Genomic DNA, 18,441 nt, shown 5'->3' with positions numbered 1-18,441 from the left:
GATTTACCTGCGACCGCAGGCTAAAAAGCACCTTTAATCAGTGCAGTCGGCCGGTAATGCGCCAGCGCCAGTCGTTCTTCACACAAGATGGTCAGCATGTTTTTAACGAAGTTGTCACGGTCTTCGCGGCTCACCTCGATGCTGGCATCCATGCGGTCCCACACTTGAGAGGCCATATCAAAACCGCCCACAGTGAACGTACCCTGATCCTGTGCGCGGGTTGGAATGACCGGTAAACCCCACATCACATTACTGGTGAATGCTTGTGGCCCGCCGAAGATATAACGGCCTTCGTTATCTTTCAGCAAGGCAATTCCATGCCAGTCACGCGGGTTCAGAATAATACCGGAGGCACTAAATTCTGACTCAGTCACTTGGAAAATAGCGTGAGCAATCAGATCAGCACGGGTATCACCAGTCACGTTCAATGCAGTGTCATAATCGGTGGCTACGAGGTTAATGCCTTCCAAATTGTCGCCTGTGCCATCACCATTTAGCAGTTGGTATTCCTCTTTGAGTGCCAACCCATACATCAGGCGATCGTTCACATAGGATTGCAACATTGGCGCGTCGTCCATCACCTGACGAGATGCCTGAATCCAGTGCGCCACGGTTTTAACATTGGCCGTCTGCTTACTGAACGTGATATCAGACTCAGGTTTCAGTGCTTTCTCAGCAACAGGCGCCGCGTTATTGGTGAAAAGTTCTTCACGCACATACTCCAGTGAATTACTGGAAATACGACCTTGAGCCAGCAGATCACGGATAACCAAACGGCGTAGACCCGGCATAATGATGCCCGGCACTTGCATGGGTTGGATTAACGCACCCGCTGAGGCGGCAGAGCTACCCAACGACTTGTTAAAGGTTTTGGCTTCAAAGCTGCCAGTGCTGCCATTCCACGATTTCACCAACTCTTCTGATGCACGTTCAGCGAATGATTTTTTCTCACCCGGATTTTCTGGCCCTGCAGATAATTTCTGTTCCAGATCAAACAGGCGGGTACCGGATTTTTTCAGCTCGTCCTGCACTTTGATTAAATCATCTTGCAGCTGCTTGGATACCTTGCCAGTCGTTTCAATTTCCTGCTTTTGCGCGGCGAAGAGTTCTGAAACGTTTTTGTGAGAATCTTCAATCGCTTTCTGAATTTCGGCTAATTCGGTCATGTTATTTTCCTAATTGGAGTGGGAAAGACTTGATGCGCTCGACAAGCGCGGAAATATCTCTGTCAGCGCCTTCGGACTCACTCCGAACTGCGGACTTAATACGGGCAATAAAGCCCTGTGCTTCTGATTTGGAAAGGCCAACTGAATCCCTCAGCCAGTGTTCCGCATCCCTGATACTTTCCACACCTTCAAGGCTTTTCAGGGATGACACCCCTGCCAGCTCGTTAGCGGGAAAGGTACAAATACTGATTTCGCGCAAAGCCGTCACATTCTTAAAAATGCGTCCGGATGTGCCGATGCTGTAATCGTCTTTTGACGCACTAAAACCGACAGACATACCCTCAACGGTGCCGTGTTTCATCGCAGCTTTAAGGTCTTCTGCTCCACTGTGGCCCGGCGTCAACTGACCACGCACCAGTAGCCCTTTGCTGTCTTCTTCAATTTGCTCCCATTTACCGACTGGAAGCTCCCAAGTACGATGGTTATAGAACATCGAAACCTTGCGAGACTGTCCTGCCAGCACGTTTTTAAAGGCTCCCGGCAAAATGATGTCACCGTCTGAGTCAGTGTTATTGAACACCGAGGCATAGCCCTCAAAAATGCCTTGAGTGCCATCGCCACTAAATTTGATTTCTGCCTGATCAAAGGCGAGTGTTTTTTGTATACCTAACATTGGCGACCCCTATAAATAACTAAGCCCCGCTTTTGGCGAGGCTCGGATTGGCTAATTCGGTGATGGGGATGTTTTGAGATTGCCGGGTGGCGACGTCTCCCCCCTCCAATGGAGGCAGATTATCCAATCGCCGCATTTCGTTCACAGTCCGCTGTCCACTATTAACCAAGGTGGTCATAAAGGTGGCTCGAGCAGCAGAATCCCCGCGCAGCAGCCCATCAAGATTATGCTCTGCATGAAATTTATCGATATCGTCGGGGTTCACTATCCAGCGCCAGAGAGATTGCTCCCATCGGGTTAAATACGGTGACAGGGTATATTGGAGGAAGCCGAGATTCTGTTGCTCTATCCCTGTCCCCCAGCTGGTTGACTTCTCAACATCTCCAACCAAATGCGGTGGAACACCAAAGAACCGCGCAATCTCGCTGACCTGAAACTTACGCGAGGCCATCGTCTCCGCATCCTGTGGGCTAACACCGATATCATGAGCCTGAAAACCCGCTTCGAGTATCCATAGCCGTTTTTTAACCGGTCCACCGGCTATCTCTTTGAAGTTTTCTTCTGTTTGCGCCCGTTGCTCCGCACTTAAAATACGTTCACCTGTTGAAAGGATTTTTGGAGATTTGGCCCCGTTCGCGTAGAACTCACGCTGCTGGTCTTCCATTGCCACTGCAACCCCAGCTGTTTTGGTCGCAAAAGCAATTGGTGACATTCCCACCAGCCCGTTAAAGCCGAAACCTTTGAGATGAAAGATTTCTTTCTGAGCAAAATCAGCATATTCGCTGTCGCGCTTGTAGCGATACACGATCCGCTTCCCAACCAGTTTGACGTCCATATTCACCGCATTAAGCGGCATCAGGCTGATAACATCCCCTAATGCGTTTCGCTCAATCAACGCATACGCATTGCCATAAAAACACAGCTGCATGGTCATGGCCTCACGAAATTCCTGAGCGGTCATATACTGGTTAGGGGAATAACGGAGCAAACGAGCCAGTGGGTTATCTAATCCAACCTTGCTTCTATTGCCGCTTCCGTCTGTTTCGAATACATCTAACGGGAGGCAAGCGGTTAAGGAAGAGATGAGATTGACACAACGCCATGCGGTTGAGATTTGCAGCACCCGTTCATCGGTGATAACGGAATCACCTACAGAACCGCCTGCTGATACTGGCCCTGTCTGCGATCCTTGATCTGGCGTAACCAAGCGCCCGCCCACAAACCACGACTGAGCGCGCGCCCACCAACCGTTATTGGTTCGCAGGTCAATACTGTAATTAGTTTTATCTGCCATCACATGCTCAACGGTTTATTAAGAAAATCGTCAATGTCGCCATTATCTTCAGCCACATCCCCACCAGCAGCACCGGTTGCCATTGCGAGTGCTACCATGCCATCCATGCGGCCTGTTGCTTTCGCCTTGTCTATCTTTCGGTTAGAAGCGGCGTCTTTAACCACTACTGCATTACCGGCACACATGGTCAGCACTGGGTGCATGCCGTGGCGCATTTTTCCATTCAACAAAGCAGCTTCGAGCGTATCCAGTGCGGGGGCCATATCCTTAAACCCTTGCCCGAACTGCACCAGCGGCAATGTCAGGCCAATGAGGTCTGCCGCTTTTTTAAGGATCTCAATGCGCCAGCGGTCAAAGGCTATCGCACTGATATCAAAATCACTGATGATTTCAGCGATATCTTTAACCACGAAGTCATAATCAACGAATGATCCTGGTGTAGTCCTGAGCCATCCCTGTTTGGCCCACACGTCATAGGGTACTCGGTCTTTTTTCGACCGGTCTTTCAATGTCGCTTCAGGCGTCCAGAAGTACGGATAAACGTTCCAAAGCCCATCGGCTGATTGTCCTATAATGACAAAAGCGGTTAAGTCCTTACTTTCTGACATATCCAAACCGGCATAACACTCGCCAGTAATAGACTGTGGTTTGGCACCGCAGGATTCCCAAACACTTCGGGAGATGAACGGTGATACGGTCGAAACACGCTGATTAAGATTCAGGTTGCGGTAGGTGTTCTCAAAACTTGGCATCCGTCCTGCTTTTTCAGACTGACGTGCCATGTCTTTTTCTGATCGAAACGTTCCAAGTGCAGGATTGGCTGCAAGCCAAGTCTCACGTTTACTGATATCAGCATCCTTTGGCGCTTCGTAAACATGACAAACGATATGCGGGTCTTTCGATTTCTGAGCGTCATCAATCCAGATACTCAGTAAGTCAGCATCATTTGCCGCTTGAGTGCTGATCACAATTAATAGCGGATTTTCGTGCGCTCCCTGTGCGGTCGTAATTGCATCAATAAAATCATCCTGTGAACCCCTAACCTGTCCCGTTTCATCCAGTATTGCGAGGATAGGTGACAGTCCGTGAGTGGTTTTACCTTCAGCAGACAAGGCTTTGTAAATGACATTGCAGGGGAGTCCGATAAGTTTTTTACCACTTGGCGTGATATGAACAATATCTTTTAGCTCAGGCCCAAGGTTAACCATCTTCACAGCCAACTCGAAAACAATTGATGCCTGTTCACGGCTTAATGCACCACTCACTATCTGCGAGTTTTGAACCGCTTCCGGCCCTACCAAATGAGCCAGCATAATGCCAGCAATCAGGCCTGTTTTTCCGTTCTTACGGGCGATACTGAGGATCGCCATATCAGTGCCAGCAGGATTATCGTAAGTATCCAGAATGAAATCTTTCTGAAACGGGTCTAACCGCATGGGCTGACCAACAAGTTTACCCTCTGGCACAATGCAATAGCGTTCAATGAACGCTATAACACGCTCACCTCGCGTCATAATGAATTATCCGTGTTTGGGAAAGGCGATGAGGTTATTTTCCTCTTCGCTGTGTTGATTGGCAGTCTTTCGAGCGTTCTGATCGTTCTGATTGCGTTTCTTTTGGTCGCGACTTTCACCATTCGTCGCATGAGAATGGATTTGAAGATCACGGCGCTGGGCCAAGATTGTCCGCTGTAATTCAACAATCTGTTTGCGGTAATCTTTTATCAACCCCTCGTCGCGCTCCTCACCTCGTTTGCGCTCTTCACGCTTTAACGCCTTACGAAGTTCAATCGCATAGAGCTGATTGTTCGCCAGTTCAGCGGCGGCAAGCAGATCGGCTGGCGTCCAGCTGTCGAGGGCTTTTGAGCGAATATTGTCATGCCAAAATGGTTCGGCTTTTTTCTCCAGACCAGCATGCGCCGGTGGAGGGATGGTGTCCTCACTGGCATTTTTCATGGCCTGAAGCGCTGCGGTCGAACTGTCCGAGCGGGTTCGTTTTTCTGCCATTTCAATTACCTAATAAAACTGAAAAAATCGGGTTAGCGTTAAATGAAAGGTCTATGAGCGGTCTTTTAGGTCCAAAGCTGTGAAGTTTTGACCTCCCCCCTCCCCCTTTTCAGATGAGAATTCGTGTCATTTATTGATGATTTCGGTTTCACCCATCTGAAGTTCAGCGCCAATCAGACCGAAAGCGACTGTTGCCACACCCTCAGGGTAATCAGCCAAGACAGCTCGCAGCTTCTTCTCAACTTCTTTAACTTGGGTCTGAGTTTCAGCAGGAAGTGAGGCAATCAACCCCTTGAACATCAGTAGCGTTTGTTGGTCTTGCGTCATGATTTATTCCAATGTGAGTTGGGGTCTATGGGTATACCGTTCGTGTCACAACCGATAACAACGCCGCTTTTCTCCATGCGCTGTTTAGTTGAGTCGTGGTGTGGGATGCAGATGGCTTGCCAGTTCTTTCTATCCCAGAATAGTTTCTGAGACTTGGCTATCTGCACTATGTTACCTAACATCAAGGCTTCTTTGAGTCGATGCGGCTCGATGTGGTCAACAACTGTGGCGGCTTCTATCCGTCCCTGTTGTTGGCACATCACACACAGGGGATTATCACGTAGGAAAGCCGCCCGAGCCTTAGCCCATCGGCTACCGTATACCCTTGGCTCTTTCATGGGTTACCTGATGAATGAGTAGGCTGATACTTTCCTCTACTGACCGCACAGCTTTTGATAGAGCAACAAAGTCTTTCTCGCGCTGATGGTTTACACGCTCAATGTATTGCTGATTCTCAATCGCAGTAGCGATAATCGCCGCAACGTTATCCTGAAGCTCTTTAATGGAAGCCAGAGAGGTTTCAATCTTTGAGGCACAAACTGATCCACCCAATATAAAGCTATCAATATGAATGCCAGTACGGAGCGAGTATGTTTTGCTGTTACCGACATAGCCGCCAGTGGGAACTGCATTAAGGATTTCACTAGCATCAGAGCTAGCCTTGCCCGTTACTGTGTCGCTGCGGAAGATTTCCTTACCATCGTTATCATAGAAGCGCACATGGCATTCAATACTTTGACCAGCCGCTAACCCATTAATTAAATAGCTCTGCTGTGAGTTCGATACGGGCCAGCTACACGTCTCTACTGTTTCATCACCACGGAGGCATTTACTGTATACGCGAACCCTTGCAGCCCCAGGCCACCACTCACTCCAGCTAACAACAACACCAAACGGCGCAGGCTCAACACTAATGGATATGAGTGATCTGGGCTTGCTCTTCGGCGTTAACTGCTTTTGTAGCTCAACAGCCCGCTCTAACTTGGTAATCAAGCTATCTAATGGTGCCGTATCAACGTTAACTTTAACTTTAATCTCAATCGTATTCATTTAGAGTTTCCTGCTGGTGGGTAAAATATAGACCGGCATATTTCGAAGCCCACTCGATACCAATACAGCGTGTTTGTGCTGTTTTTCTCGCTGGCCAATCGCCGATTTCAGAATTAAATAAAATGCCACCAGCCTGTTAATGCTCAGGGTGAGCGGCGGGAAACAGGTGGTAGCATTACTTATCGTGTATTGTCGCAATCACTCATTGAATGACTGCTGCAATACAGGTCGTCTCTCCGACTGTCACATCGCTTCGCCTACAACGGCTGATGTTGCCGCCAATGCCCGACTACAGGGTGTATTGGTTGTTTTTGATTCCAAGGGTACGCTCGATAGAGAGGTACTACGTCAGGGCTAATACCTTTGGACTGCGACAACCCAGCGCTATTGATGTGGGGTGCTGTTGATGATTAACCGGTCGTCAGTGACTACCTTCTGCAGTGCGGTGACCTTCTCAACTAGCTTGTCGGCTCGTTCAGCGATTGAAATAAGAAATCCGACATCTGCGTCTGAAAATCCGCAATCTCTGGCTGCATCAGTGAGCTGTCCACTGGCGGGAGTAACGGACATATCCCCAACTGAAGCGGAGAGACACTCGAAGCGCTTTTGCAGCTTGATATTGCCAGCACGGTAAGCAGCAATAGTGCCTTTTGCTTTGTTCTCAGCATCTGCTACCCCTTGTTGATATGCTTTTAATCCGGCTGATTGTGCGGCTTGAAGTTGAGCCTCTTTCTCTTCAGCGCTCTTTTTAGCGGCTAGCTGTGACTCTAGGTCTGACTTATCCCGCCTAGTCCACTTTAGGGACCACTCCGTATCTTTGCTATCGCTACCCCACCAGTACCCGCCACCGACTAAAACTGAAATCGTCAGTACGATGGCTATCAATCTCAATAGGGTTTCTTTCATGCGGGTATCTCAATATGAGGCGCATCCAGAAACTTAGCGGGCTTATCATTCGGGCTATCTGTCCACGTAATACCGAAACGCAGCTTAACGCCTAACTCTTTACCAGCGCGGTGCATGGCATCCAGTACCGGCAACCAGCACTTATAGTTATTCCAGTCACCACCTACGGGGAATAGGTCTACCGCATTACCAGAGATATGGCGGCTGTTCATGGTCTGACTCTTGCCAATGGCCACCAGCTCCTTTTGCCGTTCTACTGTGCGCAGTCCTTCAATCACGCTGAAATCGACGGCTGAAATCTCTAGCGCACGGCGAACTACCTTTAATAAGTTTGGATTAATGCCTTTGAGGTTGTTCTCACTGCGCTGACTGAACCTGAAATTACTTGTCATTGCCCTTCCCTTCTTCAATCGGCCTGCCTGTTACCTTCCATTTAAATAAGCTGGATAAGTAATCTGTACCGAGATAACCAATAATGACGCTCGATATATAGGCGAGGTCTGTCGATAACCCGAAAAAATCAAGAACGTCCCGCACTGCAAACGCAATCGCGGCACACATCAGCGCATCGAGAAAGCATCTACGCCACGGTTTCTCGTTATACCGCCCACGTAACCAAGCAATAATCCCAGCGATACCGCCATAGCCCAATTCGAGACGATGTGCGGCTATCCATTTGGTGATGATGTCCATAAGGTCAGGGTTGTTATGCATCTTCATATCTCCCCCTCCCCATATGGGCTGGGTGTGTAGTGGAAATAAAAAAGGCCCACCGAAGTGAGCCTTAAAAGTTGGTATGTGGTGTCCGGCGCTAATCTCGGATATGTCAGATTCTCACTGCGCTACTCCGTGTATCGGGGAGTGGTTTTACACTCTCCCTTGCAGGCCGTCTGCTGGAGTTTTGCCAGCCTGCACGGTCACTTCATCTCCAGTATTGCGGCGCTTTAGCATGCGCATTCACCACATTCGACTGAGCACCTACCACTGTTTACAGCAGCGGCCCGAATAGATTGGGCTATGAACCCGTTATTCAGTGATACCCATGCGAATGTAGAAATGAAAAAGCCCCGGCGATTAACCGAGGCTTTAAAATTCGGGGCTGTGATAGTTAACCCTGCAACCGTATCAATGATAATGCAATCCTTGCACCAAGGTAGCTATCACAGCACTGAATAATTTACATTGCAATTATAAACAAACCTTAAACATAACTACCTTTACAGTGGGCATGACTCACAAAACCATAAATCCGTGAGCAATTAACTCAAGGGCTTGAATAGTTGCCGGTCTTTCCCGGCTGTCACTGCGTACAAGTGAAATATGCTCAGTTTTTTAATAATCGATAGTGCGTACCAACATATTAATCTGAGCATACCTCGCAATTAGTATACCCAACTAGCAGTGAATACTGAAACAAAAAACCCCGCCGAAGCGAGGTCTTGATAATTTTCCTTGGCGCTCATCTACAGAAACGCCCATGATTTAGAGAAATTACGCCAACTTTATGCAAAATGCAAGCGATATATTAAAAACTTGTCGCCATTAGTCACAATCATGTCGTTATCGTGTAATCCGCTGGAACTCATCTTCTGCATAACTCTCTTCAATGTCACATTTAGCCACCAACGACGCATAGAACGGCTTCCAATTACGCGACCAAGATGATTGGGTGAGTTCTGGAAGTAACGCTGTAATCGCTCTGTAAGCTGTTGTTGAGGGTGTCCGTTTGTATCCAATTCCTGAGCAGCGTTCACACTCTTTCTCTACTGGCGCGCCAAGCCGTTTGGATTTCTCAAGGTCACGCACTTTACCGGTACCATTACAGCGGCAGCGAATAGAAATAGCACCCTTACCGTTACAGGATTGGCACAACTCCCGCACTTGTTCATTTTTGATGGTCGGGGATATCTTTTCTTCGCCATCTGCACCGATGTAACCAGGGTAAGTAACAACATCCCGAGTGACAGTGATAAATCGACGCCCACCGCAACATTTGCATGTGGTAGTGGCCGCGGCTGAACTGCTGTATTCCTCGTAGGCAAATTTAGCCAGAATAACCATGCATTGAGCCATTCGGCGGCCTGATGCTTTACCAACATGTTTCGGGGCATTCTTCATGGCGAACTGTGTAAGCTGTTCAACGGTTCTTACCTTGTCCTCTTTGCTAATACCCACCTTGCCAAGATATGCAGCCATGCCGAAACTGGCACGAGCCTCAACCATTCCCATTGCAGCGGCTAAATCCGGTCCCTTAAGCGAATCGGAAGAGGTCGCGCGGGAAGAATCGGTAATCATCTGGCTCTTGGCGCTGAACTGTTTCATTGCTGATTCTAGTTTCACTATGCCGCCCTCTTTGTGTAGATCTGCTCACGAACTTGATCACCATTCATTAACATGTCATTGAAATCATCATTATCGGGCCAGCGTACGCTAACAGATATCAGGTCATTTTTTGCTCTGAGATTGGCGGTGGCGCAATTAAAGGCCGCTGCCTGTCCGGTGGCTGAATGTTTATCCATATCAGCAAAAATAATGAGGTGTTTGACGCCTGCCGGCACCCTGAATTTCTCCATGAATCCAGCATTAATGACTGACCATGTATTGACCCCGTAAACTTGATAGCAGGACAGAGCTGTTTCTATCCCTTCTGCAATCCCCAATGTGGAAGCGACTGGAAACATACGTATCGCTACTGAGCGGGTGTGATCGAGGTAGTTCTGTTCCTGAAGTGACTTAAGTCGCTTGGCGCTATCACCGATATTGGCTTTTTTATCTCCATCAAGCAGGGTCTGATGTAGGTAACAGAGTTCACCCTTATCATCTGTAGCCAAAGAATAAAGCGCCTGATATACCCGCCCTGCATGTCGCTGTTTATCGCAAAACCTGACAGCTTCAACCGGAAGACGGCTAATACCACGCTGACGCAAATAATCTGCCCCCGTCGTGCCACGTAAGCCCACCAGCTTTGAAAACTTACTAATGACTCGCTGCCGCTGTTTCGCTGCTGAACTGGTGACGGGGATGCTGACATGACGGTAGTTATTGCCAATCAACTGATCCACTTCGGCACACAGTGCTGAAAATGATTTACCCTGCGTCAGATTAAGCAGCTTCATACCGTCGCCACTGTCACAGATACAAATCCATGTTCCCACCCCGTCGCGGTCATCAATGCGGAACTTGCCACGAGCACCGCATACCGGACACTCTCCCTTAAAATGGTTTTTGCCTGTGATGGGTGGTAAGCCAAAATACTCAAAAATTTCAGCCCACCGGCCTCTTGACGCTTCTGTTGTTTTCATACTGCTTTCCTTAAACTTTGACGTATATCTTCAAGCTGATTTTTGGCATTAATCAACGACATGGTGGTGTCGGCATTGACGTCATGACGCTGTTGAGGGGGTGGCTGAGATTTCTCTCTGCCTTTAGCAAAAGCGATGCGCTTATGTTTAATGAAGTTGCTGACCTCGGGGGTTATCTCCATCGGGAAATCACTCAAGCCATTAGGCCATTCGCTAAACTTGTCGTGGAAGGTGTGTGAGCACCAGCCATCGCTGACAGGCTTACCCATTGATGTACGCTGACGCTGATAGAACTTGATCTGACTCCACCACGCTTGCTTGTCAGATTGGGTGAACCCCCGCTTACCCTTACCTAACTTTTTCAGTCCGCGCTGGGTGTCGGTCTCCACGTCCTGCCCTGCCAGTGGCTTAAATCCACATTTCGGGCAGACATATACACCCGCAGGCTTCATGAAATGACACTCGGTGCATTCTTTGGGGAGTTTTTCAGTGCGTTCCTCAGTCTCACGACTGGCGCTGTCTTTCATTCCGTCGCTTTTGGAGGGCAGTTCGTTGTACTCGATGGAGTCAGGGAAGCCCAAGCGGTGAACAGTGCCACTGTGATCGAAAACAAGGCAAGACTCTTTACCCGGTGCAGTACGCAAGCCACGCCCAAGCGCTTGTAACCAACGGATTTCACTTTTAGTTGGCCGGGCATAGATAACGCAGCGAACATCACTGTCAAAACCAGCTACCAGTACGCCCACACTGACGATGATTTTCGTTGCGCCCGTTTCAAAGCGATGAATCATGAGTTGACGCTCTTCATGAGGTGTTTCCGCTATCATCACCTCAGCGTTAATCCCCATCTTGTTGAATTGGATGGTGACGTAATTGGCGTGATCTACATTTACGCAGAATGCCACCGTGGGCAGGTCCCGCCCGTTCTGTAGCCAGTTATCAACGATGTCGCCAACAAGGTCAGCACCACACATGATTTCTGCGAGTTGGTTTTCGTTGTAGTCTCGTCCGCAATCAATGGTGTTGGTTGTTTTCACGCCTTTCAGGTCTGGCTTGCTCGGCGCATAGAACTCGTAACCGCTCAGGTCGCCACGCTGGATTAACTCCCCGATGGTGGTCGGCTTAACCAGTTGCTGGTAGTAATTACCCAAGAACGGTGAGAAAGGCGTACCGGATAAACCAATCACTTTCACCTGTGTTTCACGTGTCAGGCGCTCAATCTCAATCAGAATTTGTTTCTGCCGGAGGTGAGCCTCGTCAACGATCAGCAGATCAATATTGTCCGGGAACTGACGGCGGATCAGCGTGGCGGCACTGGCAATCTGAATTTTTAACGCTGGGTCATAGCTCGGATGTTTCTGCCAGATGAAACTAATCTCATCTTCAGGGAGTCCGTATTCGATAAAGCGCTGCGCAGTCTGGTTAATTAAAATTGTGTACGGGGCAATGAAGAGCACACGCATACCGCGACTAACAAACCCATCAGCGATAAATGCCGCTAAGCCGGTTTTGCCGCTGCCTGTCGGTGCATAGACCATGAAAGAGCCGAATGACTTCCAGTCACTGCGCAGCATGTTCAGGGCGCGTTCCTGTGCAAAGTTCGGTGTGATGTTCAGCATTGTGTGACCCCATATCATCTAGCTAGTACAAAGCGTTTACTTGAATCTGGTGGCTCGGATAACCTCGACGCCATCAGCGATATAACGCAGTGGGTGCCTACCATCCATGAGCAGGACGAAACCAGACATACCGTCAGGTAATACGTTCAACTTCATCAGTGAGCGACAACGAGGAGATTTTTTGTCAATTTCAATGGCGCATTGCTGCCCGTCAGGCGATGTAACTAGGCAATCAATAAACCCTTTGCGACCACTGGCCACGCTGATAGCAAAGTTGCGTTGCAGGTAATAACCTTGAGATTTGATTTTCCTTTGCATGACGTAGTCAAAAGTGACCTTGTCGTCAGACCGAATGAATTGCTCTTCCAGAAGGGCGATTAATTTCTGTTTCAGTTCTTTGCTCATAGAGTCTCCTCATAATTACTTAACGTACTAGATTGGTGGTACATCGCATTTTTAAGGGCTACCCCTTAGATCGAGATCTACCTAACCTATGGAGTTGTCTGTTGGAAAAGCCTGTTCCAGTGCTTCGCACTTAAACCCAACTCCCCCCTTACCCCCCTCATTTTTTGAGGTGAGCATCTATACATCCAGACACTTAAGCGCTTAGATATCCGCACATCTAGCCACCTAAAAATTACGCATCTTGATATGTAGATTTAGTAACCTGCCAGCACCTTGATGCTGTAATGCAACCAAACACCTTTAAGTCTGGTTATCCGCAGGTTGTTTACCGTTGTGCTACCAACGGCGGACTGACCGTGTAACCCTGTAGTGCTTTTCCGTGGCTGTTCACAAACAATCTCAATCGCGTATTAGCTTCATGCCTTGCTTTGTTCTCTTGACGGTATGAAACAGACTCCGTGTAAAACGCGACCTGATAAGCCTCTGCATACTTAACGACAACCTTTCTGCGCAACGAGGGTGCCAATTGCTGTAACTGCTCCTGAATCCACTTCCCATCCTCGGGGCAAAACACCGTTGGCATGATTACTTGGGTAAATGCATCGGGAGTCATGGGTTAATTCCGCTTGGTTACTTTTTTCTTACTCGGGAAGGGTTTTGTCTCGAATGCCTCAAGAGCTCCTCCTTCCTGAACAGAAACCTTGATGTTTCGCCCAGATATAAGCGCCTTGCTGATTGCCATCTGGGTTAAGCCAAGAGCCTTCCCAGTACGGACTTGCCCATGCATATCCACATACTCTCTCAACGTCATATTAGTCATAAATGTCCTATCTGTTGCATTTATAATACTAAAAGTATTAATATAAATGCTACTACAAGTAGGAGACATTATCAAACTAAAGGTATTAAAATAAGATATGGAAAACAAAAGAGTCCTGACGACAGAACAGTTGGAAGATGCGATGCGTCTGAAGGCTTTGTATGAGTCAAAGAAAAAATCTTTAGGGATTACTCAGCAGGTAATTGCCAACGAACTTGATATTTCTCAGGGGGCTGTAGGTCATTATCTGAATGGGCGAAACCCTCTCAACCTAAATGTTGCCGCTGTTTTTGCAAGTTTTCTACAGGTTCCTATATCAGAATTTAGTCCATCTCTTGCAAAAGAGGCATCCCGCTTATCACAAGTCTCCAACGTGTCATTTGTAGAGCAAAATACTCCCAAGGGGAGTTATCCATTAATTAGCTGGGTCAGTGCAGGCTCATGGTGTGAGGCTATAGAACCCTATACCCTGAAAGATATCGATGAGTGGTATGATACTTCAGCTCACATTGAAGGTGATGGCTTTTGGTTGAGAGTCCAAGGTGACTCAATGACATCCCCTGTAGGTGTCAGCATTCCAGAGGGAATGATTGTTCTGGTAGATACTGGGCGAGAAGCAAAAAATGGCAGCCTTGTTATCGCTAAATTAACTGATGCCAACGAAGCCACATTCAAAAAATTAGTGACAGACGGAGGATCATCCTACCTTAAGCCCCTAAACCCTCAGTACCCATTAATCCCCATTAATGGAAACTGTAAAATCATTGGCGTTGTGGTAGAAGCTAAAATTATGTTCTCTTAAAAACCACCTACCCACACCCCCAACAAAAGGCCCACGGTTAACCTCGGGCCTTTTTTATCGCCAAAATAAAAATAAATACCATTAAAATTCAAAAAGTTAATACTTATGATAATATTTTATATACTTTTAGTATTGCAGATATTAAAACTTTTAGTATTATTACCTCACCGCCACACATAATTGCGTTGAGGATAAGATGAAACACTCAGAGGTTAACCATCAGGATATTCATAAAAAATTACGTGAGAGTAAATCCCACTGGTCGTATTTGTTTGATGCTAAACATTTTAACCCTAAATCAACTTACCAACTTCAAACTTGTTTTGTTGGTGAAGTTGAATACGCCATTTATGAACGGATTGAAAATTACTTTGTTCTTGTGGATTTTTTTAACAGTTACGAATCAGCAAATGAACAAGCTCGAAAAATAATTGATGAATGCGAAAAGTTTAAAAATTCAATTATTGGTTATTCTAATTATAAAGAAAGAAACTTGAATGCTTAGTTTAACGACTCATGTACTGACGCCAATCGAATACATGAGCCTAGCCAAATACACATACCTGAGAGGTTAGTTATATGGTTAAGTCAAATAGTATCATAATTAAAAATGCAACTACAAACCCATCATCTGAGAAAGTTATTCTAGTTGATAAAGACGCTCGGCATGTAGCCCAAAAATTGGCAAGTGACTATAAAACTGAATACGGTTGGTTATTAGCCAATTGGAAGTTGAGAGAGGCTTACGGGATATATATTGAAGAACCGTTCCCTAGCGTCGGTGATGTATTGGGTAATTATACTATCACGCATGCTTGCAAAGAAACCGGCTGTGTTATTAAGACTCAGACGCGCTATTTACAAATGAATAAAGGAGCTGGAATCTATGCGTAATTTATCGACATCAAACCAAATCACACCAGGTATCATCTCTGTCTCCGGTGGCTCTTCCGAAGGTGTATACATATAAGACAAGAAAGATATCTTGTACAAAGAACCTGATAATTTTACACCATTAAATTTTGGTATTTTCCCTCCGAAAGGGCAAATAGAATACCTTGCCTACACGGCTAGTAATGCTGATCGTTATGCAAAGCAATTAAGATATTTATATACAACGCTCATTGATGACGCAATTCGAAAGGTTGATGAAGATGTTGCAGCGAGGCTATGGAGCCTTACAGAAGAGTTGGTAATAATGACAACACAATCATCCAGAAATGCTAAAAAATTAATGGATGAAAATAATGAAAATTGAAAAAGTTGACCCATCCAGATTCGAAGAGTGGGAATTTGATTTAATTGATGATGGTGGTGTCGAGGTTGCATTCCAATTAAGGCCGGAACCTGTTTATTTTGTTATGCGTCACGGTCGCCGTAAGAAATGCTTTAGCCGTGAAACTGCAATTAATCGTCTAGCTCACTTTATGACTGAAAAAGTATTTAAACGGGCGGGTGTTAAGTCTCGCGTAGGCGAAACCTACACAACACTTGAAGATGGCAGGATTGCACATAATCGCGGTGAACACACTATAGATTATATTATTGCCCACTCGCGCTGTATGCGCCGTATTCGCCGCCTGTTAGCCAAGCGACGCGAAATATTAAGACAGGAAGCCAAAAAGAAAAAGCAAACTGACTCTCTTATCGATAAATATAAAAAGGCAATAGATAAGGTTGCCGAATTAAAGAAAGAGATTGTAAGTCTTAATTACTAACTAAACAAAATATTAACTATGGCCTTCGGGTTAGGACTCCCCATACCTAAAGGCCGTAAATGAGGCAACCCAAATATGAGCAATCTTGAATTAATCGGAAGATATCGTAATCGCATAGTGGCTGCAAAACTGGATTCATTGCAGCGGAAAACAGGCAGCACCTGCGTAATTAAAGAATCAGCCAGCGGGGAGATTATCTCCATTGAATTAACGGCTGAGGTATTAACACGCGCATTAGAAATGTTTGAGCTGGTAATTATTGAATCATTAGGAAAGGCCAAGGCTCGTGAGTCGATTGTTGAAACCTATAAGGATTGCGTCAAAAAGTTTGGTGGACTTACCCAAAGCGGTCACGCCCTTGTTGATCGGTTAATTGATGGGTTTGTTACAGCATCTGACGAACCAGCCACCAGCGACACACGGGAAGTGAAATGAGCAATTACGCCCAAAGAGCCGAACAAGCAACCGAGCTTGAAGCTAAAGGGCTATATCGCCGTGCTGCATGTGCTTGGCGTGACGCATTACCTCACGCCCCATCAATAGAGGTTCAGGGAATATGTGCCAGCAATGCGCAGCGTTGCTCTGACCAGGCGAAATACAAAGGAAAACCAGAAGTATGACTAAAAAACGCAATAGCAAAACTCGTCAGGGCCTTTGTGGTGTGACCTTGGCGCAAGGACACCGACTAGACCGAGCGCCAGCAAGGGAATACGTCAACGTGCAGGAATCAGTAGCGAAATACCGAACAGACGACGGCGTAGTTGAAATGCCATTAAACCGAAGCATGCGCCGGTACGCAAAACACATTGGCATCAACATCAAAGAGGTGAAGTGAAATGACGAATAAAACTGAACTAGTAGTCAATGGTGCGCCAATGATGGGTACCAAAGAAATTGCAAAGATGACTGAAAAACGCCCAGCAGACGTGATCCGCGACGTGTGGGTGATGCTGGAATCTCTTTATGGTATCAGCAAAGATAACGCAAATTTGCGTAATTATAAAAATCAACAGGTTACGTTGGTTTCTGGCGTTATTGCCTGCATCGATAATCGTGGCTTTGTCTCTGAGTTCCTCCTCGATCGCCGACATTCGGAAATTTTGGTTTCTGGTTACGACGTTAAACGTCGCGCTGCAATCATTGATCGTTGGCACGCACTTGAAACGGGCGAATCCCAGCCTCTCCTCTCACCGCCAGCACCACAGGAAACCCACATGAATAATGACATTCTTTCTCTGGCGCGTGTTGTAGCTGAGGCAACCGCATCGGCAACCATGAAAGCGGTAATTGATATTGTTGGCATTCAGAAGTACCAACCCGTAGTTGAACCAGTTGTAGCTATCGCGCCACCAGCACCAGAAGCCTTGCAGGTCAGCCACCACACGCCAGATAGCGGACAATCTGAATATGCCCTTGTGTCTGATCTGTCGTGGGCTTGTGGGTTATCAGATGATGCCTGCCGCCGATTGACTACGTTCTCGAAGCTACCTACCCGCCTGACCAATGGTGAGCGAGGCCATTTACTGATTCACCGTGATTCGTTTATGTCGGCAGCTCAAACCTTGCTTGATGAGTCCACACCACCCACCGGCAAACTTAAGCGCTGGCAGCATCCAGAGTTCGGCGGCTTCACTTTACGTCTGAAATCCGAAAACCACACAGGGGAGACAAAATAATGTTTATTCCAACCGATATTCTTCGCGCCGCTCTGCTCTGTGTCGCTGGAGAGAGCGAAACCCGCGAATACCTGAAAGGGGTGTACATCACCCCAACCCATATCAAGGCTACTGATGGCCGTGCGCTGGTGATGATGGAGCATGGCTGTGAGGTCGGTAATGATATTGATGGCGTGTTTGTCTTTGATGGTGACATTCCTGACGAAGCCGCCGATGCCGAATTAACCGCGATTGTTGCTGACGGCAGCAACTGGTATGCAGTCCATTACGATGAAAACGAGAAGCCAATTTGTTCAAACATGCTGGAACTACTCGATTGCAAATACCCCGATTTTAGCAAGCTATTACCCGCTGAACTGGAACCATGCGAAGAATTTCCCATGTTCAATGCCCGACTACTGGCATTGCCTTACCTGATGTTTCGTCATGGTTTTGGCCCGGTGAAATTCAAGCCTTACGGGAAAGAAGCACCGTGCCAGTTACTGCTCGACCCAGCCACTAATCACCTGTACGGAAACCCATTTCTGGTAATTATGCCGCTACATTCAAACGCCTTTGAACTCTGCCAGGGGGTGCTGAATGAAGAAGGTATTTGAGATTATGTGGACGCTGTTCTTTTCTACCCTTGTCGGCGTTGGGCTTACTTCTGGCTTCTATGCTTGGCTTGGCTGGGTCAT

Annotated in this window: 28 protein-coding genes; 11 read left to right on the top strand and 17 right to left on the bottom strand. The window is 47.1% G+C overall.

The features are described 5' to 3' along the window. Positions 1 to 20: 20 nt before the first annotated feature. From ACIOG0_RS07115 to ACIOG0_RS07080, 8 genes are all read right to left on the bottom strand, one after another. Entirely contained in the window at positions 21 to 1,166 is a 1,146-nt protein-coding gene (locus tag ACIOG0_RS07115; RefSeq protein WP_404704994.1) for a phage major capsid protein, read from the bottom strand. Between the two features lies 1 nt (position 1,167). Beyond that, on the bottom strand, positions 1,168 to 1,839 hold the full coding sequence (locus tag ACIOG0_RS07110) for an HK97 family phage prohead protease (protein ID WP_128450930.1): 672 nt from the start codon (positions 1,837 to 1,839) through the stop codon (positions 1,168 to 1,170). Between the two features lie 19 nt (positions 1,840 to 1,858). Next, positions 1,859 to 3,133, bottom strand: coding sequence for a phage portal protein (locus tag ACIOG0_RS07105; protein ID WP_404704993.1), 1,275 nt, complete (start codon positions 3,131 to 3,133; stop codon positions 1,859 to 1,861). Next, on the bottom strand, positions 3,133 to 4,647 hold the full coding sequence (locus ACIOG0_RS07100; protein WP_049606709.1) for a terminase large subunit: 1,515 nt from the start codon (positions 4,645 to 4,647) through the stop codon (positions 3,133 to 3,135). The genes ACIOG0_RS07105 and ACIOG0_RS07100 overlap by 1 nt, the downstream gene beginning before the upstream one ends. Positions 4,648 to 4,653: 6 nt before the next feature. Next, positions 4,654 to 5,139, bottom strand: a complete 486-nt coding sequence (locus ACIOG0_RS07095; RefSeq protein WP_404704992.1) for a terminase — start codon at positions 5,137 to 5,139, stop codon at positions 4,654 to 4,656. A 126-nt stretch (positions 5,140 to 5,265) separates the two neighbouring features. Further along, the gene (locus tag ACIOG0_RS07090; RefSeq protein WP_049606714.1) at positions 5,266 to 5,466 is read right to left on the bottom strand and encodes a hypothetical protein; all 201 of its coding nucleotides are present in this window, start codon (positions 5,464 to 5,466) and stop codon (positions 5,266 to 5,268) included. Then, positions 5,463 to 5,804 (bottom strand): HNH endonuclease signature motif containing protein, encoded by a 342-nt coding sequence (locus tag ACIOG0_RS07085; RefSeq protein WP_049606716.1) that lies wholly within the window; start codon positions 5,802 to 5,804, stop codon positions 5,463 to 5,465. The genes ACIOG0_RS07090 and ACIOG0_RS07085 overlap by 4 nt, the downstream gene beginning before the upstream one ends. After that, positions 5,779 to 6,516 carry a hypothetical protein gene (locus ACIOG0_RS07080; RefSeq protein WP_049606719.1) on the bottom strand — a complete coding sequence of 246 codons (738 nt, stop codon included), beginning with the start codon at positions 6,514 to 6,516 and terminating at the stop codon, positions 5,779 to 5,781. Before ACIOG0_RS07080 ends, ACIOG0_RS07085 begins: the two co-directional genes overlap by 26 nt. A 166-nt stretch (positions 6,517 to 6,682) precedes the next feature. Here ACIOG0_RS07080 and ACIOG0_RS07075 point away from each other — a divergent pair, with 166 nt between their 5' ends. Beyond that, positions 6,683 to 6,874 carry a hypothetical protein gene (locus ACIOG0_RS07075; protein ID WP_145579661.1) on the top strand — a complete coding sequence of 64 codons (192 nt, stop codon included), beginning with the start codon at positions 6,683 to 6,685 and terminating at the stop codon, positions 6,872 to 6,874. 26 nt (positions 6,875 to 6,900) lie between these two features. On the opposite strand, the gene ACIOG0_RS07070 is transcribed toward ACIOG0_RS07075, so the two are convergent. The 9 genes from ACIOG0_RS07070 to ACIOG0_RS07030 form a co-directional block, all read right to left on the bottom strand. Further along, positions 6,901 to 7,407 (bottom strand): DUF2514 family protein, encoded by a 507-nt coding sequence (locus tag ACIOG0_RS07070; RefSeq protein ID WP_404704991.1) that lies wholly within the window; start codon positions 7,405 to 7,407, stop codon positions 6,901 to 6,903. A gap of 11 nt (positions 7,408 to 7,418) precedes the next feature. Further along, entirely contained in the window at positions 7,419 to 7,814 is a 396-nt protein-coding gene (locus tag ACIOG0_RS07065) for a M15 family metallopeptidase (protein WP_049606722.1), read from the bottom strand. Further along, positions 7,804 to 8,142 (bottom strand): phage holin, lambda family, encoded by a 339-nt coding sequence (locus ACIOG0_RS07060; RefSeq protein ID WP_049606723.1) that lies wholly within the window; start codon positions 8,140 to 8,142, stop codon positions 7,804 to 7,806. The genes ACIOG0_RS07065 and ACIOG0_RS07060 overlap by 11 nt, the downstream gene beginning before the upstream one ends. A gap of 840 nt (positions 8,143 to 8,982) precedes the next feature. Beyond that, on the bottom strand, positions 8,983 to 9,762 hold the full coding sequence (locus ACIOG0_RS07055; RefSeq protein WP_049606727.1) for an antitermination protein: 780 nt from the start codon (positions 9,760 to 9,762) through the stop codon (positions 8,983 to 8,985). Further along, positions 9,762 to 10,724 carry a toprim domain-containing protein gene (locus tag ACIOG0_RS07050; RefSeq protein ID WP_049606728.1) on the bottom strand — a complete coding sequence of 321 codons (963 nt, stop codon included), beginning with the start codon at positions 10,722 to 10,724 and terminating at the stop codon, positions 9,762 to 9,764. Before ACIOG0_RS07050 ends, ACIOG0_RS07055 begins: the two co-directional genes overlap by 1 nt. Continuing rightward, positions 10,721 to 12,343 carry a DEAD/DEAH box helicase gene (locus ACIOG0_RS07045; protein WP_404704990.1) on the bottom strand — a complete coding sequence of 541 codons (1,623 nt, stop codon included), beginning with the start codon at positions 12,341 to 12,343 and terminating at the stop codon, positions 10,721 to 10,723. Before ACIOG0_RS07045 ends, ACIOG0_RS07050 begins: the two co-directional genes overlap by 4 nt. A gap of 36 nt (positions 12,344 to 12,379) precedes the next feature. Next, positions 12,380 to 12,748, bottom strand: a complete 369-nt coding sequence (locus ACIOG0_RS07040; RefSeq protein WP_019210749.1) for a hypothetical protein — start codon at positions 12,746 to 12,748, stop codon at positions 12,380 to 12,382. Positions 12,749 to 13,073: 325 nt separating this feature from the next. Beyond that, positions 13,074 to 13,361: a hypothetical protein gene (locus tag ACIOG0_RS07035; protein ID WP_019210750.1), complete on the bottom strand. Its 288-nt coding sequence runs from the start codon at positions 13,359 to 13,361 to the stop codon at positions 13,074 to 13,076. Positions 13,362 to 13,364: 3 nt separating this feature from the next. Next, complete coding sequence (locus ACIOG0_RS07030) at positions 13,365 to 13,568, bottom strand: Cro/CI family transcriptional regulator (RefSeq protein WP_019210751.1); 204 nt, start codon at positions 13,566 to 13,568, stop codon at positions 13,365 to 13,367. Between the two features lie 97 nt (positions 13,569 to 13,665). Here ACIOG0_RS07030 and ACIOG0_RS07025 point away from each other — a divergent pair, with 97 nt between their 5' ends. The 10 genes from ACIOG0_RS07025 (at position 13,666) to ACIOG0_RS06980 (ending at position 18,360) form a co-directional block, all read left to right on the top strand. Next, positions 13,666 to 14,370 (top strand): LexA family transcriptional regulator, encoded by a 705-nt coding sequence (locus ACIOG0_RS07025; protein WP_019210752.1) that lies wholly within the window; start codon positions 13,666 to 13,668, stop codon positions 14,368 to 14,370. 196 nt (positions 14,371 to 14,566) lie between these two features. Next, positions 14,567 to 14,875, top strand: a complete 309-nt coding sequence (locus ACIOG0_RS07020) for a hypothetical protein (protein WP_019210753.1) — start codon at positions 14,567 to 14,569, stop codon at positions 14,873 to 14,875. 74 nt (positions 14,876 to 14,949) lie between these two features. Then, positions 14,950 to 15,264 carry a hypothetical protein gene (locus tag ACIOG0_RS07015; RefSeq protein ID WP_019210754.1) on the top strand — a complete coding sequence of 105 codons (315 nt, stop codon included), beginning with the start codon at positions 14,950 to 14,952 and terminating at the stop codon, positions 15,262 to 15,264. A gap of 91 nt (positions 15,265 to 15,355) precedes the next feature. Beyond that, positions 15,356 to 15,628: a hypothetical protein gene (locus ACIOG0_RS07010; RefSeq protein WP_404704989.1), complete on the top strand. Its 273-nt coding sequence runs from the start codon at positions 15,356 to 15,358 to the stop codon at positions 15,626 to 15,628. Next, positions 15,618 to 16,088 carry a hypothetical protein gene (locus ACIOG0_RS07005; RefSeq protein WP_019210756.1) on the top strand — a complete coding sequence of 157 codons (471 nt, stop codon included), beginning with the start codon at positions 15,618 to 15,620 and terminating at the stop codon, positions 16,086 to 16,088. Before ACIOG0_RS07010 ends, ACIOG0_RS07005 begins: the two co-directional genes overlap by 11 nt. A gap of 75 nt (positions 16,089 to 16,163) precedes the next feature. Further along, on the top strand, positions 16,164 to 16,523 hold the full coding sequence (locus tag ACIOG0_RS07000) for a hypothetical protein (protein WP_019210757.1): 360 nt from the start codon (positions 16,164 to 16,166) through the stop codon (positions 16,521 to 16,523). Continuing rightward, positions 16,520 to 16,708 carry a hypothetical protein gene (locus ACIOG0_RS06995; protein WP_019210758.1) on the top strand — a complete coding sequence of 63 codons (189 nt, stop codon included), beginning with the start codon at positions 16,520 to 16,522 and terminating at the stop codon, positions 16,706 to 16,708. The genes ACIOG0_RS07000 and ACIOG0_RS06995 overlap by 4 nt, the downstream gene beginning before the upstream one ends. Beyond that, positions 16,705 to 16,923, top strand: coding sequence for a hypothetical protein (locus ACIOG0_RS06990; RefSeq protein ID WP_019210759.1), 219 nt, complete (start codon positions 16,705 to 16,707; stop codon positions 16,921 to 16,923). Before ACIOG0_RS06995 ends, ACIOG0_RS06990 begins: the two co-directional genes overlap by 4 nt. Before the next feature lies 1 nt (position 16,924). Then, positions 16,925 to 17,764, top strand: a complete 840-nt coding sequence (locus ACIOG0_RS06985; protein ID WP_019210760.1) for a Rha family transcriptional regulator — start codon at positions 16,925 to 16,927, stop codon at positions 17,762 to 17,764. Then, entirely contained in the window at positions 17,764 to 18,360 is a 597-nt protein-coding gene (locus ACIOG0_RS06980; RefSeq protein ID WP_019210761.1) for a hypothetical protein, read from the top strand. The genes ACIOG0_RS06985 and ACIOG0_RS06980 overlap by 1 nt, the downstream gene beginning before the upstream one ends. Positions 18,361 to 18,441: the final 81 nt, after the last annotated feature.

Origin of the sequence: Yersinia vastinensis (assembly GCF_044905075.1) — a bacterium.
GTDB lineage: Bacteria > Pseudomonadota > Gammaproteobacteria > Enterobacterales > Enterobacteriaceae > Yersinia > Yersinia vastinensis.
The sequence above is the reverse complement of the archived record's forward strand: the minus strand, read 5'-3'. Positions and strand labels throughout refer to the sequence as shown.